Raw genomic sequence first — 15,818 nt, 5'->3', positions numbered from 1 at the left:
CAATTTTTCTAAATACTTTCTTGGTACAAGACCTGAATCAGTACCTGCCCTACCGCTTTGAGGGTGTTGGGGTCAATGTTGCGCATATCATCTTCGTGCGTGTGCCAGTCATCAAAGAAGGTTTTTTGAGGATTATTGAGCTGGAGATGAATAATATCAACCATCGGAATTTTGGCGGTTTCGTTCACTGGCAAGTGGTCGTCCGTAATTGCGGCGCCGTCTTGTTCCACAAAGTAAGAACTATACCCCAATTGGCTGGCGGTATTCCAAATCATTCGCGTGACTTCGTTGGCGTATTGATTCGAGAAAGCTTCTTTCGGAAACGTCGCTCCTTTGGCACCGACCATGTCCAACAAAACCCCAAAATATGCCGAATAGCCTGGAACGTGCTTATTGGCGGCCCAATATTGAGAGCCCAAGCAAAAACCCGTAAATTTATCCTTGGCAACGGCTGAATTTCCACCGTCTTCTACATCAAAAAAAATCAAATCAACACCAACACCCGGTTTTTGGGCGGCTTGTTGAAGAGTGCGGGCTAGTTCAAGCAACACTCCTACTCCACTTGCTCCGTCGTTGGCGCCATCTATTGCCCCCGTTTTGTTGGTAGGGTCTTCGTCGGCAACGGGTCTGCTATCCCAGTGTGACGCCAACAGAATACGTTTTGTGGCTTGTGGATTAATACTACCTATAATATTGCGGGCGTTGAGTTTGCGGCCGTCGTAGTGGGTTGCCGTAAAAGTCTGTTCCGTTACTGTACAGCCAAGGCGTTTCAATTCGGCCACGAGGTAGTCTCCACAACGGGTATGGGCGGCTGAATTGGGAACCCGAGGGCCAAATTTGACTTGTTTTTCCACATAAGCGTAAGCCGAATCTCCACTAAATAAAGGTGCCTTTACCATAGTTGTTGCGGTTTCGCTGGTGGTCGTTTGCTCAGAAGAGGATTGTTTAGAATTACAACACAATAACGTCAAAACCAGAAGCATTAGGGCTACTCCCTTGCTAAATTCCTGCATAAAAAAATTGTTTTGGGTTTCAAAAATGACAGGCATTCTATTTTTAGACTTTGCCTCTTTAATTGAACACCAAATGTAAGGAAGAACTGCTAATCTATTCAGAAAAACGTCGATGATTGATTACCCGAAATAGGATTTATCTAAAAAAGAGAACAAAATTGCTTCCAATTTGAGCATTTTACTGCTTCACTATTTTAATTCCTTTCAGCAATGTTTCGTTCTCAAAAACCTGCAATATATACGTACCACTTGCCAACTGAGTATCTGACAAATTGATATAAGCGACTTTATCGACGACGGTTATCTGACGTTTAGCCATCATTATTTCCTGACCCGACAAAGCAATCAACTTAAAACTCAAAGCATTAATATCCAGCAAATCAGGCAATTTCACATTACAGACATTTGAAAAAGGATTCGGATATACTTGCCAGTCCGTCAAAGGTTGCGTTGTTTTAATCGTAAAACGAATCGTGGCGGCGCTCACCTGCAATGAATCGTTAAAAGCCGAAGCTTCTAACGTATAACTCCCCGCAATCGGGGGAAAACCTGTTGTTTCATCAAACAAAGCAAAAGGAAAGCGCTCGGCGGTGATTTCCCGTTGATAAGGGCCCGTCAATTTCAGCAATACCCTCTTGGCAGGAACTTCGCAATTGGCATAGATGGTAATTTTGTCTGGAATAGTCGCTTCCTGAAGTACGTCACCGTTGCTCAATGGCCCGATAAACCGCCGTTCGCCAATTTTTCCCGCCTGAATCAACTCAAAACTGATATTTGCGTAGCGCACTTCGATTTTAAAGGTAACATTGGTGGCCGTTTCGTCATCGTCAATGGCCCTGACCGTGACCGTGTAAGTGCCTGCCTGTAAGGCCACTCCCGATATTTCATTGTTACGAAACGACAGCCAAGCGGGTAAGTTGGGCGCTTCGATTCGGTCAACGTAGCCATTGGTATCATAAAACAATGAATCAGGAACACGGTAAGTAAACTTTTGCGTAGCAAACATCTGCACATTCGGTAACGTATAGCGGGCAAGAGGGGGAGAATTTTGGGCACCTTGCACGTCTACTTTTATCACAAACGGTATTTCGACCGAATCGCCGCCGTTATCATACGCCCGAATTCCAACCCGATACGTTGCCAATTCTGGGGGTGTTCCCCGCAGTTCCGTCCCGTTAAACGTAAGCCACGCGGGCAGTTTGGCCGCTCCTACCCTGACAATCTCTCCGTCGGGGTCGCTGAAAAGGTTGGGCGAAATCTTAAAACGAAACGCTTTACCACGCGCAATCACTTTTTCGGGCAATTGCTGTTTGGCCACGGGAGGGATGTTAAGCACTTTTATTTTAAACGACGTTTCCACAAACGCGCTGTCGTCATCGTATGCTCGAAGGCTGACGGTAAATGTGCCCTGCTCCTGCGGATACGCCGAAAACTCTTTGGAGCTATAAGTCATCCACGGGCGTAGCCCGCTGGCCTGTATCCGTACAATGACACCATCGGGATCGTCAAAATGGTCGGGCAGGAATTGATAAAACACCAATTTTTGGAGTGATGTCTCAAAGTCTGGCACGGGACGTTTAACGATAGGTTTAACGTTTATGTTGGTCACTTTGAGATTAAAACTCATCAACACCGTGGCTCCTTCATCGTCGGTGGCGCGGAGGGTTATTTTGTAGTCACCGATTACATCTGGCACATTTCCCGACAGAACCCCGTTGTTCAAATTTAGCCACTGGGGTTTTTCAAGGGCTTCTATTTTGACAATATCCCCGTCGGGGTCAGCAAATACATCCTTGGGCAAGGTATAACTGTACGCTTTGCGGGGTTTACTTGCCCGCTCGGTGACCTGATTTTCAATAACAGGCGGCAGATTCACGCTGAGGGGCTTCCAGTACTCTTCCGACAAAATATCCTCAACCAATTCAATGTGAACGGGTTGCGGATTTGACCCAACTTTTTCAACCCATCTCTTCTCTACATTTTTCATGGTAGAATCAAGGGCTTCGGTCAAAGTGTAAGAAATAGAATGTTGCGGTTTGATTTCCGACAACGGCGTATTGAGCCATCGGCCCGCCATCTCCTGAATCAAACGCATCGCCCCTGGCTCGGGCCCCGCCGTCACCAGCGTTACAATCTTGGAGCCATGCTCAAAACACTCATTAAACTGGCGCCTCAACAAGTCGGTCGGTGTTTGCGGTGTGTAAAACACTTCGTTTGCCGTCCATTTATTAGCGGGTCGATTAGAGCGTATCACGTCCGTTACCCAACGGTGATTGTAATAGGGGTCATTGTGTACCTTGGTTCCGTCCGTTTTTGCGTCGAGCGTTTTGAAGGAGTAAGCAATCATCATGGCCGAAAAATCGGCCGTTACGGCACCGTATTCGTTGACAATTTTATACTGTGGGTTTACTTGCTTAATGCCGTTAATTGTGCCGTCGATATAATTTTGAAGTTGCGAATGCGAAAATAGGTACCAATCTTTTCCCGATTTTTTTCGATAGGTCGGATAAGGATTGTACGCCGTTCCTGGCGGCATTAATGTTTTAAATGAGGCATATTTTGTTCCCCAATGGTAGTTGAGTTTATTGATGCGTTTGTAGCGTTTTTCGGCCCATACCCTAAACGAATCCAAGGATGAATCGGAATAATCAAAACCCGCAAGGTATTGTTTGCCGCCTTCAAAATTGGTCTCATGTGGATACCCAAGCTCTTGGGTCGATAAGTTACCGAAGGAAACGTACAAAATTTTACCCTGATTTTGGTAGGCGTTGTAGCGTTGACACACTTCTTTGATAAAATTTTGGGATTTGGCAACCGTAGGTTGATGCGAAAAACTAAAGCAAGTTCGGCCATAAACCCCCGAAAGAGGCCGTCCCAAATCATCCTTCATGGTTTCTTTGGCCGTCCAATAACCATCCAACCGGTAATAAAGTCGGCCCACAATGATGCGTAACGCTATTTTAGCATTGGTCTTTGCAATGTATTCAATCTGACGGTCGTACTGACGCCAATCGGGCGGAGAAGTATTGTCTTTGTAAACTTCATCCCACTGAATGGTGAGGGCAACTAAATTGCAACCATTGGCAATCGACGCCTCAATGACATCCATCCCTGCTTCTGGGCGCGGGTCAAGGTTAAGCAATTGCAAACCCACGTATCGCTGGGTATCAGTATTCTGCGCTTTCAAGGCTAGTGGCAGCACCAAAAATCCCAAAAAAAGGAGTGCCGTCAGCGTTTTTGTTTTATTGTAAACAATCGTCAATATCAAACTCAACATTGTATGGTTATTGCTTTATCAGTTTAAACGCCTGCCACGAAGAATCCTCCTTCTGCAATTTTAAAAAATAAACACCAGCAGGCAGTTTGAAGTCGGTTAAGTTAATACTTAAAAGTTGATTAACGATAGAGGTAGCATTGTCCAGAATCGGCTGAGTTTGCCCCAGCACATTCACCAACTGAATCTTTTGAATCGACACATTATCAGGAAGTTTTACATTCAAAAATTGATAACAGGGATTGGGAAACAATGCCCAGTCGGCCAACGAAATCGGCAGTTTTGTCAGCGGGTCGGTGGCAATGATCTGAAAACGATAGGTAGCCGAAGAAATCAGCTCTTTTTGAAAATAAGCATTCCCCTTGACTTGGTACGTTCCGACCACCGTCGGAAAGCCGCCATCGCCCCTAAAAAGCGAAAAAGGAGAACTTTCTGATTGGGCTTTTTGAACGTGTGCTCCCGATAATTGCAGCTCAAATTCATCAAAAACGGCGTCGCAAGTAGCATAGATATTCAACAAAGGAGGCAGGTCGGACGAGGACAGAACCTCTTCATTTTGAAGCCTTTTGATTAAAAAACGCTCCCCCACTCGGCCAGCCTGAATCAAATCAAACGAAACGACGGGATAGCTAATCGTAATCTTAAAGGAGGTTTGGGCCACGGCCTCTTCGTCGTCGTAGGCGCGTACGGTGATGGTATATTCGCCCACGGCATCGGCAAGCCCCCGAATTTCTCGGCGTCGAAACTGCGCCCAAGAGGGTAATCCAGTGACTTCTAAACGCGTAATAAAACCATCAAAATCAACAAAAGTACTGTCAGAAAAAGTGAATGTAAAGGGTTGTTTATACACTCCTTTTACATTTTGAATAGGTTTTTGAACAATCGGAATTTGGTTCGTACGGCCAACATTATTAACGATTATGGTAAAATTAGTTTCAACCGAAGCACCGTCATCGTCGGTAGCACGCAGGAGCATGGTAAAGCTCCCTGTTTGGGGAGGAGTGCCCGCAAAAACGTTGTTTCTGAACGTCAGCCAAGCGGGTAAGTTGTTGATAACAACGGTATCTATGATTCCGTCACTATCGGCAAAAACTTCTGAACTCAAGCGATAGGAAAACGCACTATTGACCTTAGCAATTTTTGTGGGTAACGAATTTCTGACGACAGGCACCTGATTGATAGACCCTTGGAGAGAATCGACCAATAAATCTTCCACCATCCGAATAGCCACTGGCTTTCGGTTGGACTCATGCCCCGCCCGGTTCAGCCATTCTCCATACACCCCGCCGCTATAATAACCAAACTCCACTACCCGCGAAAGCGTATAATCCATGTAAGCCACTGGTGATACCTCAGCATACGGTTTTTTGAGCCATTTAGGAACGCTGGCTTGAATAATGGGCCGTACAACGTCCAGCGCCGCCTGGGTAGCAATGACCACACTGACCCAATGCGCACCGTGTTCAAAATTTTCATCAATTTGGCGAGTAATCAATTCTGGGTTATGTTTGGGATCAGGATATACCTCATTCAGTACCCATTGGCCCGGCAAAACGTTACTCCTTAAAAGATCGGTTGAAAAGCGGTGATCATACTGCAAATCGTCGTTGATTTTGACCCCATCGGTCGAACGATTCAAATCACGGAAAGCCAGTGTGCCGTTAAACACGCTGATTTGGTCAAAGACCGAACCAAAATCTGTGATAACGCGGTAAGAGCTGTTTACACTTTTGATGGTTTGGGTGGTTTGTTCCACAAACTGTTTGAAGATGGCATGACGAAAAACGTACCAATCTCGGCCTGATTGCCCCCAAAAGACCTGTTCGCGGTATTTAAGTGATACGGGAGGTGTCACTTCTTCAAAACTTTTGTACTCCGTTTGCCAAAAAACATTCAGGCGCTCAATTTTTTTGTACCTGCGGCTTAGCCAAATCCGAAACTCCTGCTGCATCACGGGTGAATAATCAAAAACCGTCGGATAATTATAGCCTTCAGGCGCGTTTTCGTGAAAATACCCGGTCTCTTGCGTGGGAGTCGTCGAAACCGATACCCACGAAATTATCCCTTGTTGTTGCAGATTGTTGTAACGTTGGCAAACTTCTTTGATAAACGCCCGTGCTTTTTCTACCGAAGGGCGATGGGCATAACTAAAATAGGTAGCGCTGTAGCCCGAAATCAAGGCCTGTCCTTGCTGGTCACGTTGGCGGTGTTCGTTGTCCCAAAACCCCTGAATCCGACTCACATGCCGCCCTACCAAGATTCGAAGGGCTATTTTTACCCCCAATTTTTGGGCCAGATTAATTTGGTTATCATACTTACGCCAGTCAGCCTGTGAGGTAGCGGTTGTGTATACCTGATCCCAGTAGATGGTTAAATGAACAGCATTACACCCTGCTTTGACCCCGCCCTCCAGCAAATCTAAGTCTACATCCAACGACCGGTTGGTATTCAAAAGCAACACAGCCAAATACCGCTGTTGATCATTGGCAAAAGTAAGGGAGGAATACAATAGCGAAGCAATCCAAAAACCCCACAAATATCTACGCTTCAACTGCCTCATTTAGATTAAGTTAAGGTTATTAAAAACGTAAAAAGTCAGCAGTTGTGCAATATTGATGTAATTGCGTAACTGCTAACTTTTTATAATTCCCCCTAAATAAATTATTTTGATTTCTTCCCTGAAATACGGAAGGCAAATGTTAAAGCACGACCTACAGTATCCTTTAAGCTTGTAATGTCTTCAAAATTAAGATTACCCCCACCTACAGTTCCACTTTTAACCCCAGCACTGTACATATCAAATACACCTGATGCTGTCTCACTTGGTTTTAACTCAATGCTACTGTAAACATCTTTACTGGTCTCGGTTTGTCCATTCGTATATTTTGCAGTTTCTACATAAGTAAGGGTAATTATATTCGAAGCACTTTTGGAAACATCAACAATAGCCGTTAACTCGCCCTGATTGTTCTTAAACGGAAAAATATAACTTTGTGACTCTTCGACAGGTGAGTCGACATATTTATAAGCAACCGTAACTTTATCCACGGTGTAACTCCCAATGACCTGCTCGGCGGGTTCTGGTTCTGGCTCAGATTTTGAACATCCTGCCAACATGGCTGAAGTAATAAATAGTGCAGCGTAAAGATATTTTTTCATATCACTAAAGTTTGTAGAATGGTTTTCTGTATTAATACAACGAAACAAAGTATAAAATTAGTCAAATATAAGCAAATAAAAACACCCAAAAACGGTTATTTTCCCCATTGAAAGGCCTTAGCAAGGCATTTAGAATAGGCTTTGTTCTATTATTGCCAATAATCGTATTGGGCATAGCGCGCCGCTTCGTCGGCTACATCTTTGCCCAACAATTTACTAACTACGTAATAAGACATGTCTATTCCTGCCGATACGCCCGCAGAGAGAATGACGTGGCCATTGTCAACGTACCGAACTCCTTCCAATACCTCAATAGCTGGTGAAATGGCCCGTAAGGCATCCAACGCTTTGAAATGGGTCGTGGCTTTCAGTCCTTCCAACAGCCCCGCTTTCCCCAAAATCAAGGCCCCCGTGCAGACCGAAAGAACCAATTCAACGTGAGCAGCGTGCTTTTTTACCCACTCCAACACCACTGGATTGTCCATTTCTCGGCGACTTCCAAAAGCAATTCCTTCGGGAGAAAAACCGCCTCCACCCGGAATAAGAACCAGGTCAGGTTTGGGACAAGTATCCAACAAATAATCGGGGATAACGGTCAGTCCGTTGCGGGCGACCACGGGAGATTTCTCAGCAACTGTGTACACGTGAAAGAGTTTTTCGGTAAACGTCCGTAATCCAGTTACGCTGAAAACCTCATAAGGGCCCGCAAAATCGAGCACTTCTACCTCATCGAATAAGAAAATGGCTACATTTCGGGTCATGGGAACGTATGGGTTTTGTTAGAAATGGTCAGAGAAATGAACTAACGCAAATTACCAGCTTTGGCCGAAGCTCTTCGGCCAAATGTTATCAAAACTACTCCTGTCAAAACCACCGCCGAAGCGACCAGCGAGCGGGTGCTTAATTTTTCGTTTACCACTAGCCACCCCAAAATCATGGCCACCACTGGATTGACATACGCGTAGGTAGCGGTCAAAGAAGGTGCCGCATGGTGCAACAACCAAACGTAAGCCGAATACCCCACAAAAGAACCCATCACAATCAGATAAAGCAAGGCCATGTAGGTTTGATGGGTCATGTTATCGAAGGTTTTAAAGCCGTTTGGCTCCAAAAACAAGCTCATAACCAAGGAGAAAACACCCCCTCCCAACATCTGAATCGCGGTAGTTTGCATTTGGGGAGGCATGTCTAAATACGGGGATTGTAACGACCCCCACGCCCAAGTAATTGACCCGATAAAAACCAAAAAAGCGGGGAATAAGGGAATTTCACGTTGGGCGAGGTTCTCTCCCGGATTTAGTAAAATATACATTCCAATCAGGCCGACACCCAAGCCGACCACCGTCAGCCACGAAGGTTTTTGTTTTCCAAAGAAGTAATAATCCAAACCCACCATCCAGCCCGGCAGCGTGGCTACCAGCAGCGCCACCAACCCCGTTGGCATAAATCCAATGGCGTAGGCAACGGCGCAGTTTCCGACACCGCTCAAAAGCATTCCAATCCAAGCTGCTGAAAGCCATTGCTTTACAGTCGGAACAGAATACCCACGAAGCAGCGTAAACAAAAAGAAAATGACACCTCCCACCAGAAACCGAATGGCATTGGTCAGCAACGGCGGTAGCACTTCAATAGCATAGCGAACCCCCAAAAAGGTCGAACCCCATACGACATACACAATGACCAGATTGGCCCAAAGTTTTACAGAAGAGGATTGTTGCATTGTATCATGTTAGCCCGAGCGAGGTTGTTTATTTCCAAAAACGTCTACCCTATTTTTACGCATTTTTCATCCCAATGACGGCCAACATCCGCCCCGTTTGGCCATTTTCCAAACGATAGGAGAAATAATCGTCATTATGGATAATGGTTGAATAGGGTGATATTTCAATCCGCTCCGAAGGAATTCCAAAATTTTCTAACTGCGCGGCATTGGCGCGTTTTAAGTCCACCAAATACTTTCCCCTAGCCGTATCAAACCGTTTGAATTTATCAGCAAACTGCTCCGCTACTTCTTCTCCCACTTCAAAAGCATTTTCATCGATGCACGTACCCACGTAGGCAAAGCAATCACCCGGGGCAGTGCCGTATTCGGCGTGCATGGTTTCGAGGGTTTTGTACACCAATTGAGACACCGTGCCCCGCCATCCAGCATGAACCGCCCCAACAACCCGACGATGAGCGTCATAAATCAGCACGGGGGTACAATCGGCCACGGTGACCCCAAGCACAACTTCTGGCACATCTGTGACGAGCGCATCAAAGCCGTCGGTTCGGCCCGGTTCGGTCACTATTTGAATGCTGTCTCCGTGTACTTGATGAGAGGAGGCAAGTCTGGCTTCCGAAATTTCCAACTTTTCAAAAAAAAGTCGTCGATTTTCTAGCACATTCTCGGGCGCATCTTTGGTATTTATACCCAAGTTAAGCGACGAAAAAGGAGCCGCGCTTACCCCACCGTGGCGCCTGCTCTCTGCTGCAATAAGATTCGAAAAACGTTGAAATATGGTAGGAGAGTGAAATAATTGCATCATTTATAGTGATTTACGCATCCCAGCTTCCGGGATCTTCCCGCCATTTAGATAGTGTTTCCAATTGGCTTGACTCGATATAGTCTAATTTGAGGGCTTCGGTCAGTAAGCAATCATAGTTGCTCAACGACACCAATTCGACGCCTTTTTGCTTGAAATTTTCATCGGCAATGGAAAAACCATAGGTAAAAATCGAAATCATTCCCAACACCTCCACGCCGGCTTCGCGCAGTACATCTACTACTTTGAGGGAGCTTCCGCCCGTAGAAATGAGGTCTTCGAGCACTACTACTTTTTGACCCGCCAAGACCCGACCTTCGATTTGGTTGCCCATCCCGTGCTTTTTGGGTTCGGGACGCACATAAGCATACGGCAAATGTAACACATCGGCCACCAAAGCACCCTGCGCAATACCCGCAGTAGCTACTCCCGCAATAAGCTCAACGGCTGGAAAATGGCTTTTGATGGCTCCTGCCAAGGCGTTTTTGATGAAAGTCCGCACTTCAGGAAACGAAAGCGCCAGACGATTGTCACAATAAATGGGTGAATTCCAGCCTGAGCTCCATTTGAAGGGCTGCGCGGGGCGAAGTTGAATCGCTTCTATGTTTAATAAATACGCCGCAACTTGGCGGGCTACTTCCGGTCGATTCACGGCTACAGTGGTTTGCATGAACGGTGTAAAGATGATTTTAATCCTGCAAAACTACGCATAAAAAAAGAATGGTTGGGGATGCCAGCCATTCTTTTAAAAGCGCAAGGAATAAAATTTCTCCGTTAATGGCTCACCATCACGGCCATTTCGGCGTGATTGACCACATCTTCGGCCACACTGCCGTAAATAAAATGTTGGATTCCCGTGCGGCCGTGGGTATACATTACGATAATGTCGGCCTCCACTTTTCTGGCATAATTTAAGATGCCTTTCTCAATGGTATTGGCTTCGACAATCTCAAATTGATAAGAACTGTAACCCAGTTCAAGGGCCCATTTCCCAACTTTTTCGCGCAATGCCACTTCATCAAAAATTTTGGTGCCGTTGTCGACATACACAAAATGAGGATTGATGTTTGATTTATCCAACAATTTTGTGGAGGTTTTCACAAACTGCTCATTTTCAAAATCAACGGCAAATACAACATTATTAAACTCACTCACGGGTGATTTTACGACCAACACTGGACAGGTTGCTTTTCGTACCACATGCTCTGCATTAGACCCTTTCGTCCATTCTTTCCAACCGCTCGCCCCCGTCGAACCCATCACTACCAAATCTGCTTCTTGGTGCAAAACGGCCTCGGCCAGCGTTTCGTTTTCTCTTACTACTTTCAGTTTAAAACTAACACCCGCGTAGGCCGGTCTATCAATCATGTCTTTGAGCCGGTCTTTTGATTCTTGGGTCAGAAAACGGTAATAATCCTCCTTGCCGTCATAAAAATCATTATCAATCATGGTATATTCTACCGTCGGAAAAATCAAACGTTTGAGCAACACAATGGTTGAATTGTGCTTTTTAGCAACCTCAACGGCCACGTCTAGGGCATATTCAGAAACATCGCTTAAATCGGTAGGTACAAGAATCGTTTTCATTGGATGAATGGATTTGTTGGTTATCTTCCGCAATTTCCGTCCATTAGCTATTTTAAAATATGATTATTGGCAGTTATGTTTGATGATTTATGTCACTCTACAAACAATTATTCAATTGGCAAGGCGTTAGGAGAGGTACATTTTGAGCTTTGATTTTTACCGCATAAGCTCCTTCTTATTTTTTCAATCAAAACATCTTATCAACTATCTTATGGCAAATATTCTTTGGGCAGATGATGAAATAGATTTATTAAAACCACATATTTTGTTTCTAACCGGCAAAGGCTACACCATCACCCCCGTCAATAGTGGTTCTGATGCCCTCGATAAAGTAGAAAACGAACGATTTGATGTCGTTTTTCTGGACGAAAATATGCCCGGACTTTCAGGCCTCGAAACCCTCGCGCAGATAAAACAATTACGCCCCAATCTTCCCGTGGTCATGATTACCAAAAGCGAAGAGGAGCGTATAATGGAAGAAGCCATCGGCTCCCGCATCGCCGACTATCTCATCAAGCCACTCAATCCTAATCAAATCCTCCTTTCGGTCAAAAAAATTCTGGATAACAAGCGGTTGGTCAGCGAAAAAACCAACATCAGCTACATGCAGGAGTTTCGACAATTGGCCATGCAATACCAGGACCGCATCGGCCATGCGGAGTGGGTTGAATTGTATAAAAAGCTGATTTACTGGGAATTGGAACTCGAAAACACGCAAGACAAAAGCATGGAGGAGATTCTGTCGACCCAGAAAGAAGAAGCCAACAACAATTTTTGCAAGTTTGTCCTCGACAATTATGAAGACTGGCTCAATGACCCCAACGCCGACAAGCCGATTTTGTCGCATCAACTGATGAAACGCAAAGTATTTCCGTTGATGAAGCAGACGGAGCCTTTGTTTTTTATTCTGATTGATAATCTACGTTACGACCAGTGGAAAGTAGTTGAGCCGCTGTTAACAGAGTTTTTTACGGTCGAAGAAGAATCTTCGTATTATTCAATTCTGCCAACAACTACCGGTTTTGCCCGTAACTCGATTTTTGCGGGAATTATGCCTAGCGAAATCGAGAAGCAATACCCTAATTGGTGGGTAAACGACGAAAATACCCCCGATGGCGAAGAAGGGCTCAATAAACACGAAGAAGATTTGTTGCGCAAACAGTTTGAGCGCAACCGAATGCAGGTGAAGTTTTCGTACAACAAAATCATCAATCAAAATCAGGGGAAGACCCTCATCGACAACCTTCCCAACCTCTGGAAAAACCACCTGAACGTGGTCGTCTTTAACTTCGTGGACATGCTCTCACACGCCCGCACCGACATGATGATGATCAAGGAGTTAGCCCCCGATGAGGCCGCGTATCGCTCCATCACCAAGTCTTGGTTTCAGCACTCCCCCATCATGGATTTTCTGCAACGAATTGCGGAGAAAAAAGGGCGCATCATCATCACCACCGACCACGGCATGACGCGGGTGAAAAAACCCGTCAAAATCGTAGGCTACCGCGAAACCAATACCAACTTGCGTTACAAACAGGGGAAAAATCTCGGCTTCGACGACAACAACCACATCTACGTGTGCCGTCGCCCTGAGCGCTTATTTTTACCCAAACTCAATGTTTCGACAGCCTACGTTTTCACCCTCGGCGATTACTTTTTTGCGTATCCCAACAACTTCAATCAGTACGTCAACATGTACCGCGATACCTTCCAGCACGGCGGGGTTTCGATTGAAGAAATGATTATACCGTTCGTGTTTTTGAAGCCTAAATAAAGGTAGAACAACGTTTTAAGGTGCGTGGGGTAGGTTTCTCAAAACCTACCCCACACTACGTGCAGGCGGTTTCTCAAAACCGCCGTTTTATCCAAATATCTCAGAATTCCACCCGATAATTCACGACTGGCAAAATCCCGAGCTGGTACTGCTGAACCACTTTACGTTGAAGAATATCGTAGTAACTGAAGGCTTCATTTTTGGTACTCGTCACGTTCTGAATATCAATGGACCACGTCCGGGTGTAGTTATTTTTATTGCGTTTCCAGAAAATGCGCAGGTCGGGACGGAAATAATCCCTTAGCTTAATCGTGTACAATTCCGTGGCTTTGTACACCGTTTGGGCCGCGCTTTTTGAGGCCGCCAAATCAATCGGAGAATCGCGGTAGCCCCCTAGCCACAAAACCCGTAAATTAACGCCAAACGTACGGTTAGGACGATGATGAAACTCTTTTCCACCCGCCAAACTGAACGTGTGATTTCCGTTGAAACGCGTATTTCTATCGACTCCATCTTGCCCTTTATACCTCGAATTATACAAAGAACCCGTGATGAGCGCGTAAAAATTATTTTGCAGCAATTGTTGATAAGTTACTTCGATACCGTAATTTTTACCAGTCCCCGTGTTAGCCAATTCTCCATCCGTAAAACCTTCCAACAGATTCAAAGTCGAGAAAGCGGGAATGACCCGGTAGCTCACAATCGACGGATTTTTTGCCACCGGCACATTGTACAAGGATTGATAATACACTTCTACTTTCAGCGAAGAAAGCAGCGAAAGGCTTTGCTCATAGCCTGCTACAAAATGTTGTGCTTTGGTAAAACCTAAACGAACATTGGGAAATACTTCGTCGCGGGTGGCTGAATTTTTGAGGGCCAAATACGTCTGCGGCAATTGCAATTGACTGTGTAGGCCGTACGACAAACTAAAAGCAGTGCGTTTGTTGGCGGTATAACGCAGGGAGGCACGAGGCTCCAGCGAATTGGTTTGATTGTAGGTATATTCAAGCCAATGAAGTCCCAGCTGCATCGTCAATCGTGGGGCAATTCGCCCCGTAAGGTTGATGTACGGCTGAATAATCAGTCCCTTCATTCCCCCCTTTGCAATCCCCCGATTGCTGATATTAACCGAATCTTGTTGATAGGTCAGGTACACGCCTTCCTGTAGCTGCCACTGCGCATTGAGTTTATGAGAGAGGGTCGTCGAAAACGAATAACGCGTTTTTTTAAAGGCGTCCAGCTGAACAAAAAAGCGATTATAGGTACTTTTTGAAAGTACATAACCTTCGCGGCGCGTGTCCAAGGCCGAAGCCGCCAACACCGTGCGTAAGTTAGAATTGCGGCCTACTTTCAGTTGATGCGTCAAGCCGATGGCGCCCATTCGGTTTTTAAATTCAATGTCAAATCCGTCTTTTTCAACTTCCCACAGCAACGTATCGCGCTCGGCCTTAAACATATTACTACTCACGCCTCCCATGCCAAACACGGTAAAATGGCCCGCTTTGCGGGTAGGGAACGACAGATTGAACGAAAGGTCCTGAAAACGAATATCTTCACCACCAAATTTGACGCCCATCGCAGCCAACAGTCCCGTGAATGAATAACGATAATTGACCAGATACGATGATTTATTTTTGCGGGAAATGGGCCCCTCAGCCGATAAGTCAATGCCAATCAAACCCGCCTGCGTCGTAAATTCATGCTTTTGGTCATTGCCTTTGCGCAAATGTACGTCCATCACCCCGCCCAAGACATTGCCGTATTGAGCAGGAAAAGCACCCGTCAAAAAATCGGCGCGCTCCATGAGTTGCGCACTCAAAATATTGGTTCCACCGCCCGATTGCGTCGGGCGGTCGCTAAACGTTCCCGCATTGCTGAGGTGATTGGGGTTAACAATCTCAATGCCTTCCAATCGCCACTGCGTTCCAGTCGGAGAATTGCCGCGAATGACCAAATTATTGGCTTGGTCGTTGGCCGCCACTACGCCCGGAAACGACGTAGCGAGGCGGGCGGGGTCAAAAAAAGTAGCCGCATAACGTAACGTTTGTTCAATAGTAATGCTCTGTATGCTACTTTGCGAAACAGGACGGGCGGTACGCACAACCGCCTCGGCGAGTTGTTGAGGGCTTTCTTTGAGAGAAACGGTTAATACTTTTTCCTTTCCCGCCTCCAATAAAACCTCAGGAATAATGGTCGTTTCGAAACCAACACTGCTTATTTGGACCGAATACCGACCAATAGGAATCGCCGTAAATCGAAAACTACCGTCGGCCTCCGTGATGGTTCCTTTGTCGGTGCCCGTCAACGTAACGCTCGCCCTGGCAAGCGGCTGATTATTGTCCATGTCCAATACCACGCCCCGCAACGTTTGGGTAAGGGTTGTTTGTCCAAAAAGTGAACCAGAAAAGCAAAAAACGGTCACCAGAAGAAAGAAGCTGACTGTTAAAGAAAAATTCAAATGAGCAGTGGATATATGTTTCATCAAT

General features: G+C 45.7%; 11 protein-coding genes. 1 reads left to right on the top strand and 10 read right to left on the bottom strand.

What is annotated here, in order from left to right; translation table 11 throughout:
- Positions 1-8: 8 nt before the first annotated feature.
- The 9 genes from DVG78_RS01565 to DVG78_RS01525 all read right to left on the bottom strand — a co-directional run bounded on the left by DVG78_RS01565 (position 9) and on the right by DVG78_RS01525 (position 11,558).
- Positions 9-1,013, bottom strand: a complete 1,005-nt coding sequence (locus tag DVG78_RS01565) for a M28 family peptidase (RefSeq protein ID WP_114459605.1) — start codon at positions 1,011-1,013, stop codon at positions 9-11.
- Positions 1,014-1,191: 178 nt separating this feature from the next.
- A complete protein-coding gene (locus DVG78_RS01560) occupies positions 1,192-4,290 on the bottom strand; it encodes a putative Ig domain-containing protein (RefSeq protein ID WP_114459305.1) in 3,099 nt (1,032 codons plus the stop codon).
- A 7-nt stretch (positions 4,291-4,297) separates the two neighbouring features.
- Complete coding sequence (locus DVG78_RS01555) at positions 4,298-6,847, bottom strand: putative Ig domain-containing protein (protein ID WP_114459304.1); 2,550 nt, start codon at positions 6,845-6,847, stop codon at positions 4,298-4,300.
- Between the two features lie 101 nt (positions 6,848-6,948).
- Entirely contained in the window at positions 6,949-7,446 is a 498-nt protein-coding gene (locus DVG78_RS01550; protein WP_114459303.1) for a hypothetical protein, read from the bottom strand.
- A gap of 149 nt (positions 7,447-7,595) precedes the next feature.
- A complete protein-coding gene (locus DVG78_RS01545; RefSeq protein WP_114459302.1) occupies positions 7,596-8,207 on the bottom strand; it encodes a DJ-1/PfpI family protein in 612 nt (203 codons plus the stop codon).
- A 41-nt stretch (positions 8,208-8,248) separates the two neighbouring features.
- Positions 8,249-9,166: an EamA family transporter gene (locus DVG78_RS01540; protein WP_114459301.1), complete on the bottom strand. Its 918-nt coding sequence runs from the start codon at positions 9,164-9,166 to the stop codon at positions 8,249-8,251.
- Between the two features lie 55 nt (positions 9,167-9,221).
- Positions 9,222-9,971: a peptidoglycan editing factor PgeF gene (gene pgeF / locus DVG78_RS01535; RefSeq protein ID WP_114459300.1), complete on the bottom strand. Its 750-nt coding sequence runs from the start codon at positions 9,969-9,971 to the stop codon at positions 9,222-9,224.
- A gap of 13 nt (positions 9,972-9,984) precedes the next feature.
- The gene (gene pyrE / locus DVG78_RS01530) at positions 9,985-10,641 is read right to left on the bottom strand and encodes an orotate phosphoribosyltransferase (protein ID WP_199563175.1); all 657 of its coding nucleotides are present in this window, start codon (positions 10,639-10,641) and stop codon (positions 9,985-9,987) included.
- A 104-nt stretch (positions 10,642-10,745) separates the two neighbouring features.
- Complete coding sequence (locus DVG78_RS01525) at positions 10,746-11,558, bottom strand: universal stress protein (protein ID WP_114459299.1); 813 nt, start codon at positions 11,556-11,558, stop codon at positions 10,746-10,748.
- A 211-nt stretch (positions 11,559-11,769) separates the two neighbouring features.
- Here DVG78_RS01525 and porX point away from each other — a divergent pair, with 211 nt between their 5' ends.
- Positions 11,770-13,332, top strand: coding sequence for a T9SS response regulator signal transducer PorX (gene porX / locus DVG78_RS01520; protein WP_114459298.1), 1,563 nt, complete (start codon positions 11,770-11,772; stop codon positions 13,330-13,332).
- Positions 13,333-13,432: 100 nt separating this feature from the next.
- Here porX and DVG78_RS01515 read toward each other — a convergent pair whose 3' ends face one another.
- Positions 13,433-15,814: a TonB-dependent receptor gene (locus DVG78_RS01515; RefSeq protein ID WP_114459297.1), complete on the bottom strand. Its 2,382-nt coding sequence runs from the start codon at positions 15,812-15,814 to the stop codon at positions 13,433-13,435.
- Positions 15,815-15,818: the final 4 nt, after the last annotated feature.

This window comes from Runella aurantiaca (assembly GCF_003339505.1).
In the GTDB taxonomy this organism is placed as follows: Bacteria; Bacteroidota; Bacteroidia; order Cytophagales; family Spirosomataceae; genus Runella; species Runella aurantiaca.
Note: the sequence above shows the minus strand (reverse complement) of the source record. Positions and strands in the feature narration are given on the sequence as shown.

What these genes read in the sequence shown, in the direction of transcription:
- DVG78_RS01545 (WP_114459302.1), bottom strand. Translation starts at nt 8,207, where the DNA reads ATGACCCGAAATGTAGCCATTTTCTTATTCGATGAGGTAGAAGTGCTC.
- DVG78_RS01560 (WP_114459305.1), bottom strand. Translation starts at nt 4,290, where the DNA reads ATGTTGAGTTTGATATTGACGATTGTTTACAATAAAACAAAAACGCTG.
- pgeF (WP_114459300.1), bottom strand. Translation starts at nt 9,971, where the DNA reads ATGCAATTATTTCACTCTCCTACCATATTTCAACGTTTTTCGAATCTT.
- DVG78_RS01565 (WP_114459605.1), bottom strand. Translation starts at nt 1,013, where the DNA reads ATGCAGGAATTTAGCAAGGGAGTAGCCCTAATGCTTCTGGTTTTGACG.
- porX (WP_114459298.1), top strand. Translation starts at nt 11,770, where the DNA reads ATGGCAAATATTCTTTGGGCAGATGATGAAATAGATTTATTAAAACCA.
- DVG78_RS01540 (WP_114459301.1), bottom strand. Translation starts at nt 9,166, where the DNA reads ATGCAACAATCCTCTTCTGTAAAACTTTGGGCCAATCTGGTCATTGTG.
- DVG78_RS01515 (WP_114459297.1), bottom strand. Translation starts at nt 15,814, where the DNA reads ATGAAACATATATCCACTGCTCATTTGAATTTTTCTTTAACAGTCAGC.
- pyrE (WP_199563175.1), bottom strand. Translation starts at nt 10,641, where the DNA reads ATGCAAACCACTGTAGCCGTGAATCGACCGGAAGTAGCCCGCCAAGTT.
- DVG78_RS01550 (WP_114459303.1), bottom strand. Translation starts at nt 7,446, where the DNA reads ATGAAAAAATATCTTTACGCTGCACTATTTATTACTTCAGCCATGTTG.
- DVG78_RS01525 (WP_114459299.1), bottom strand. Translation starts at nt 11,558, where the DNA reads ATGAAAACGATTCTTGTACCTACCGATTTAAGCGATGTTTCTGAATAT.
- DVG78_RS01555 (WP_114459304.1), bottom strand. Translation starts at nt 6,847, where the DNA reads ATGAGGCAGTTGAAGCGTAGATATTTGTGGGGTTTTTGGATTGCTTCG.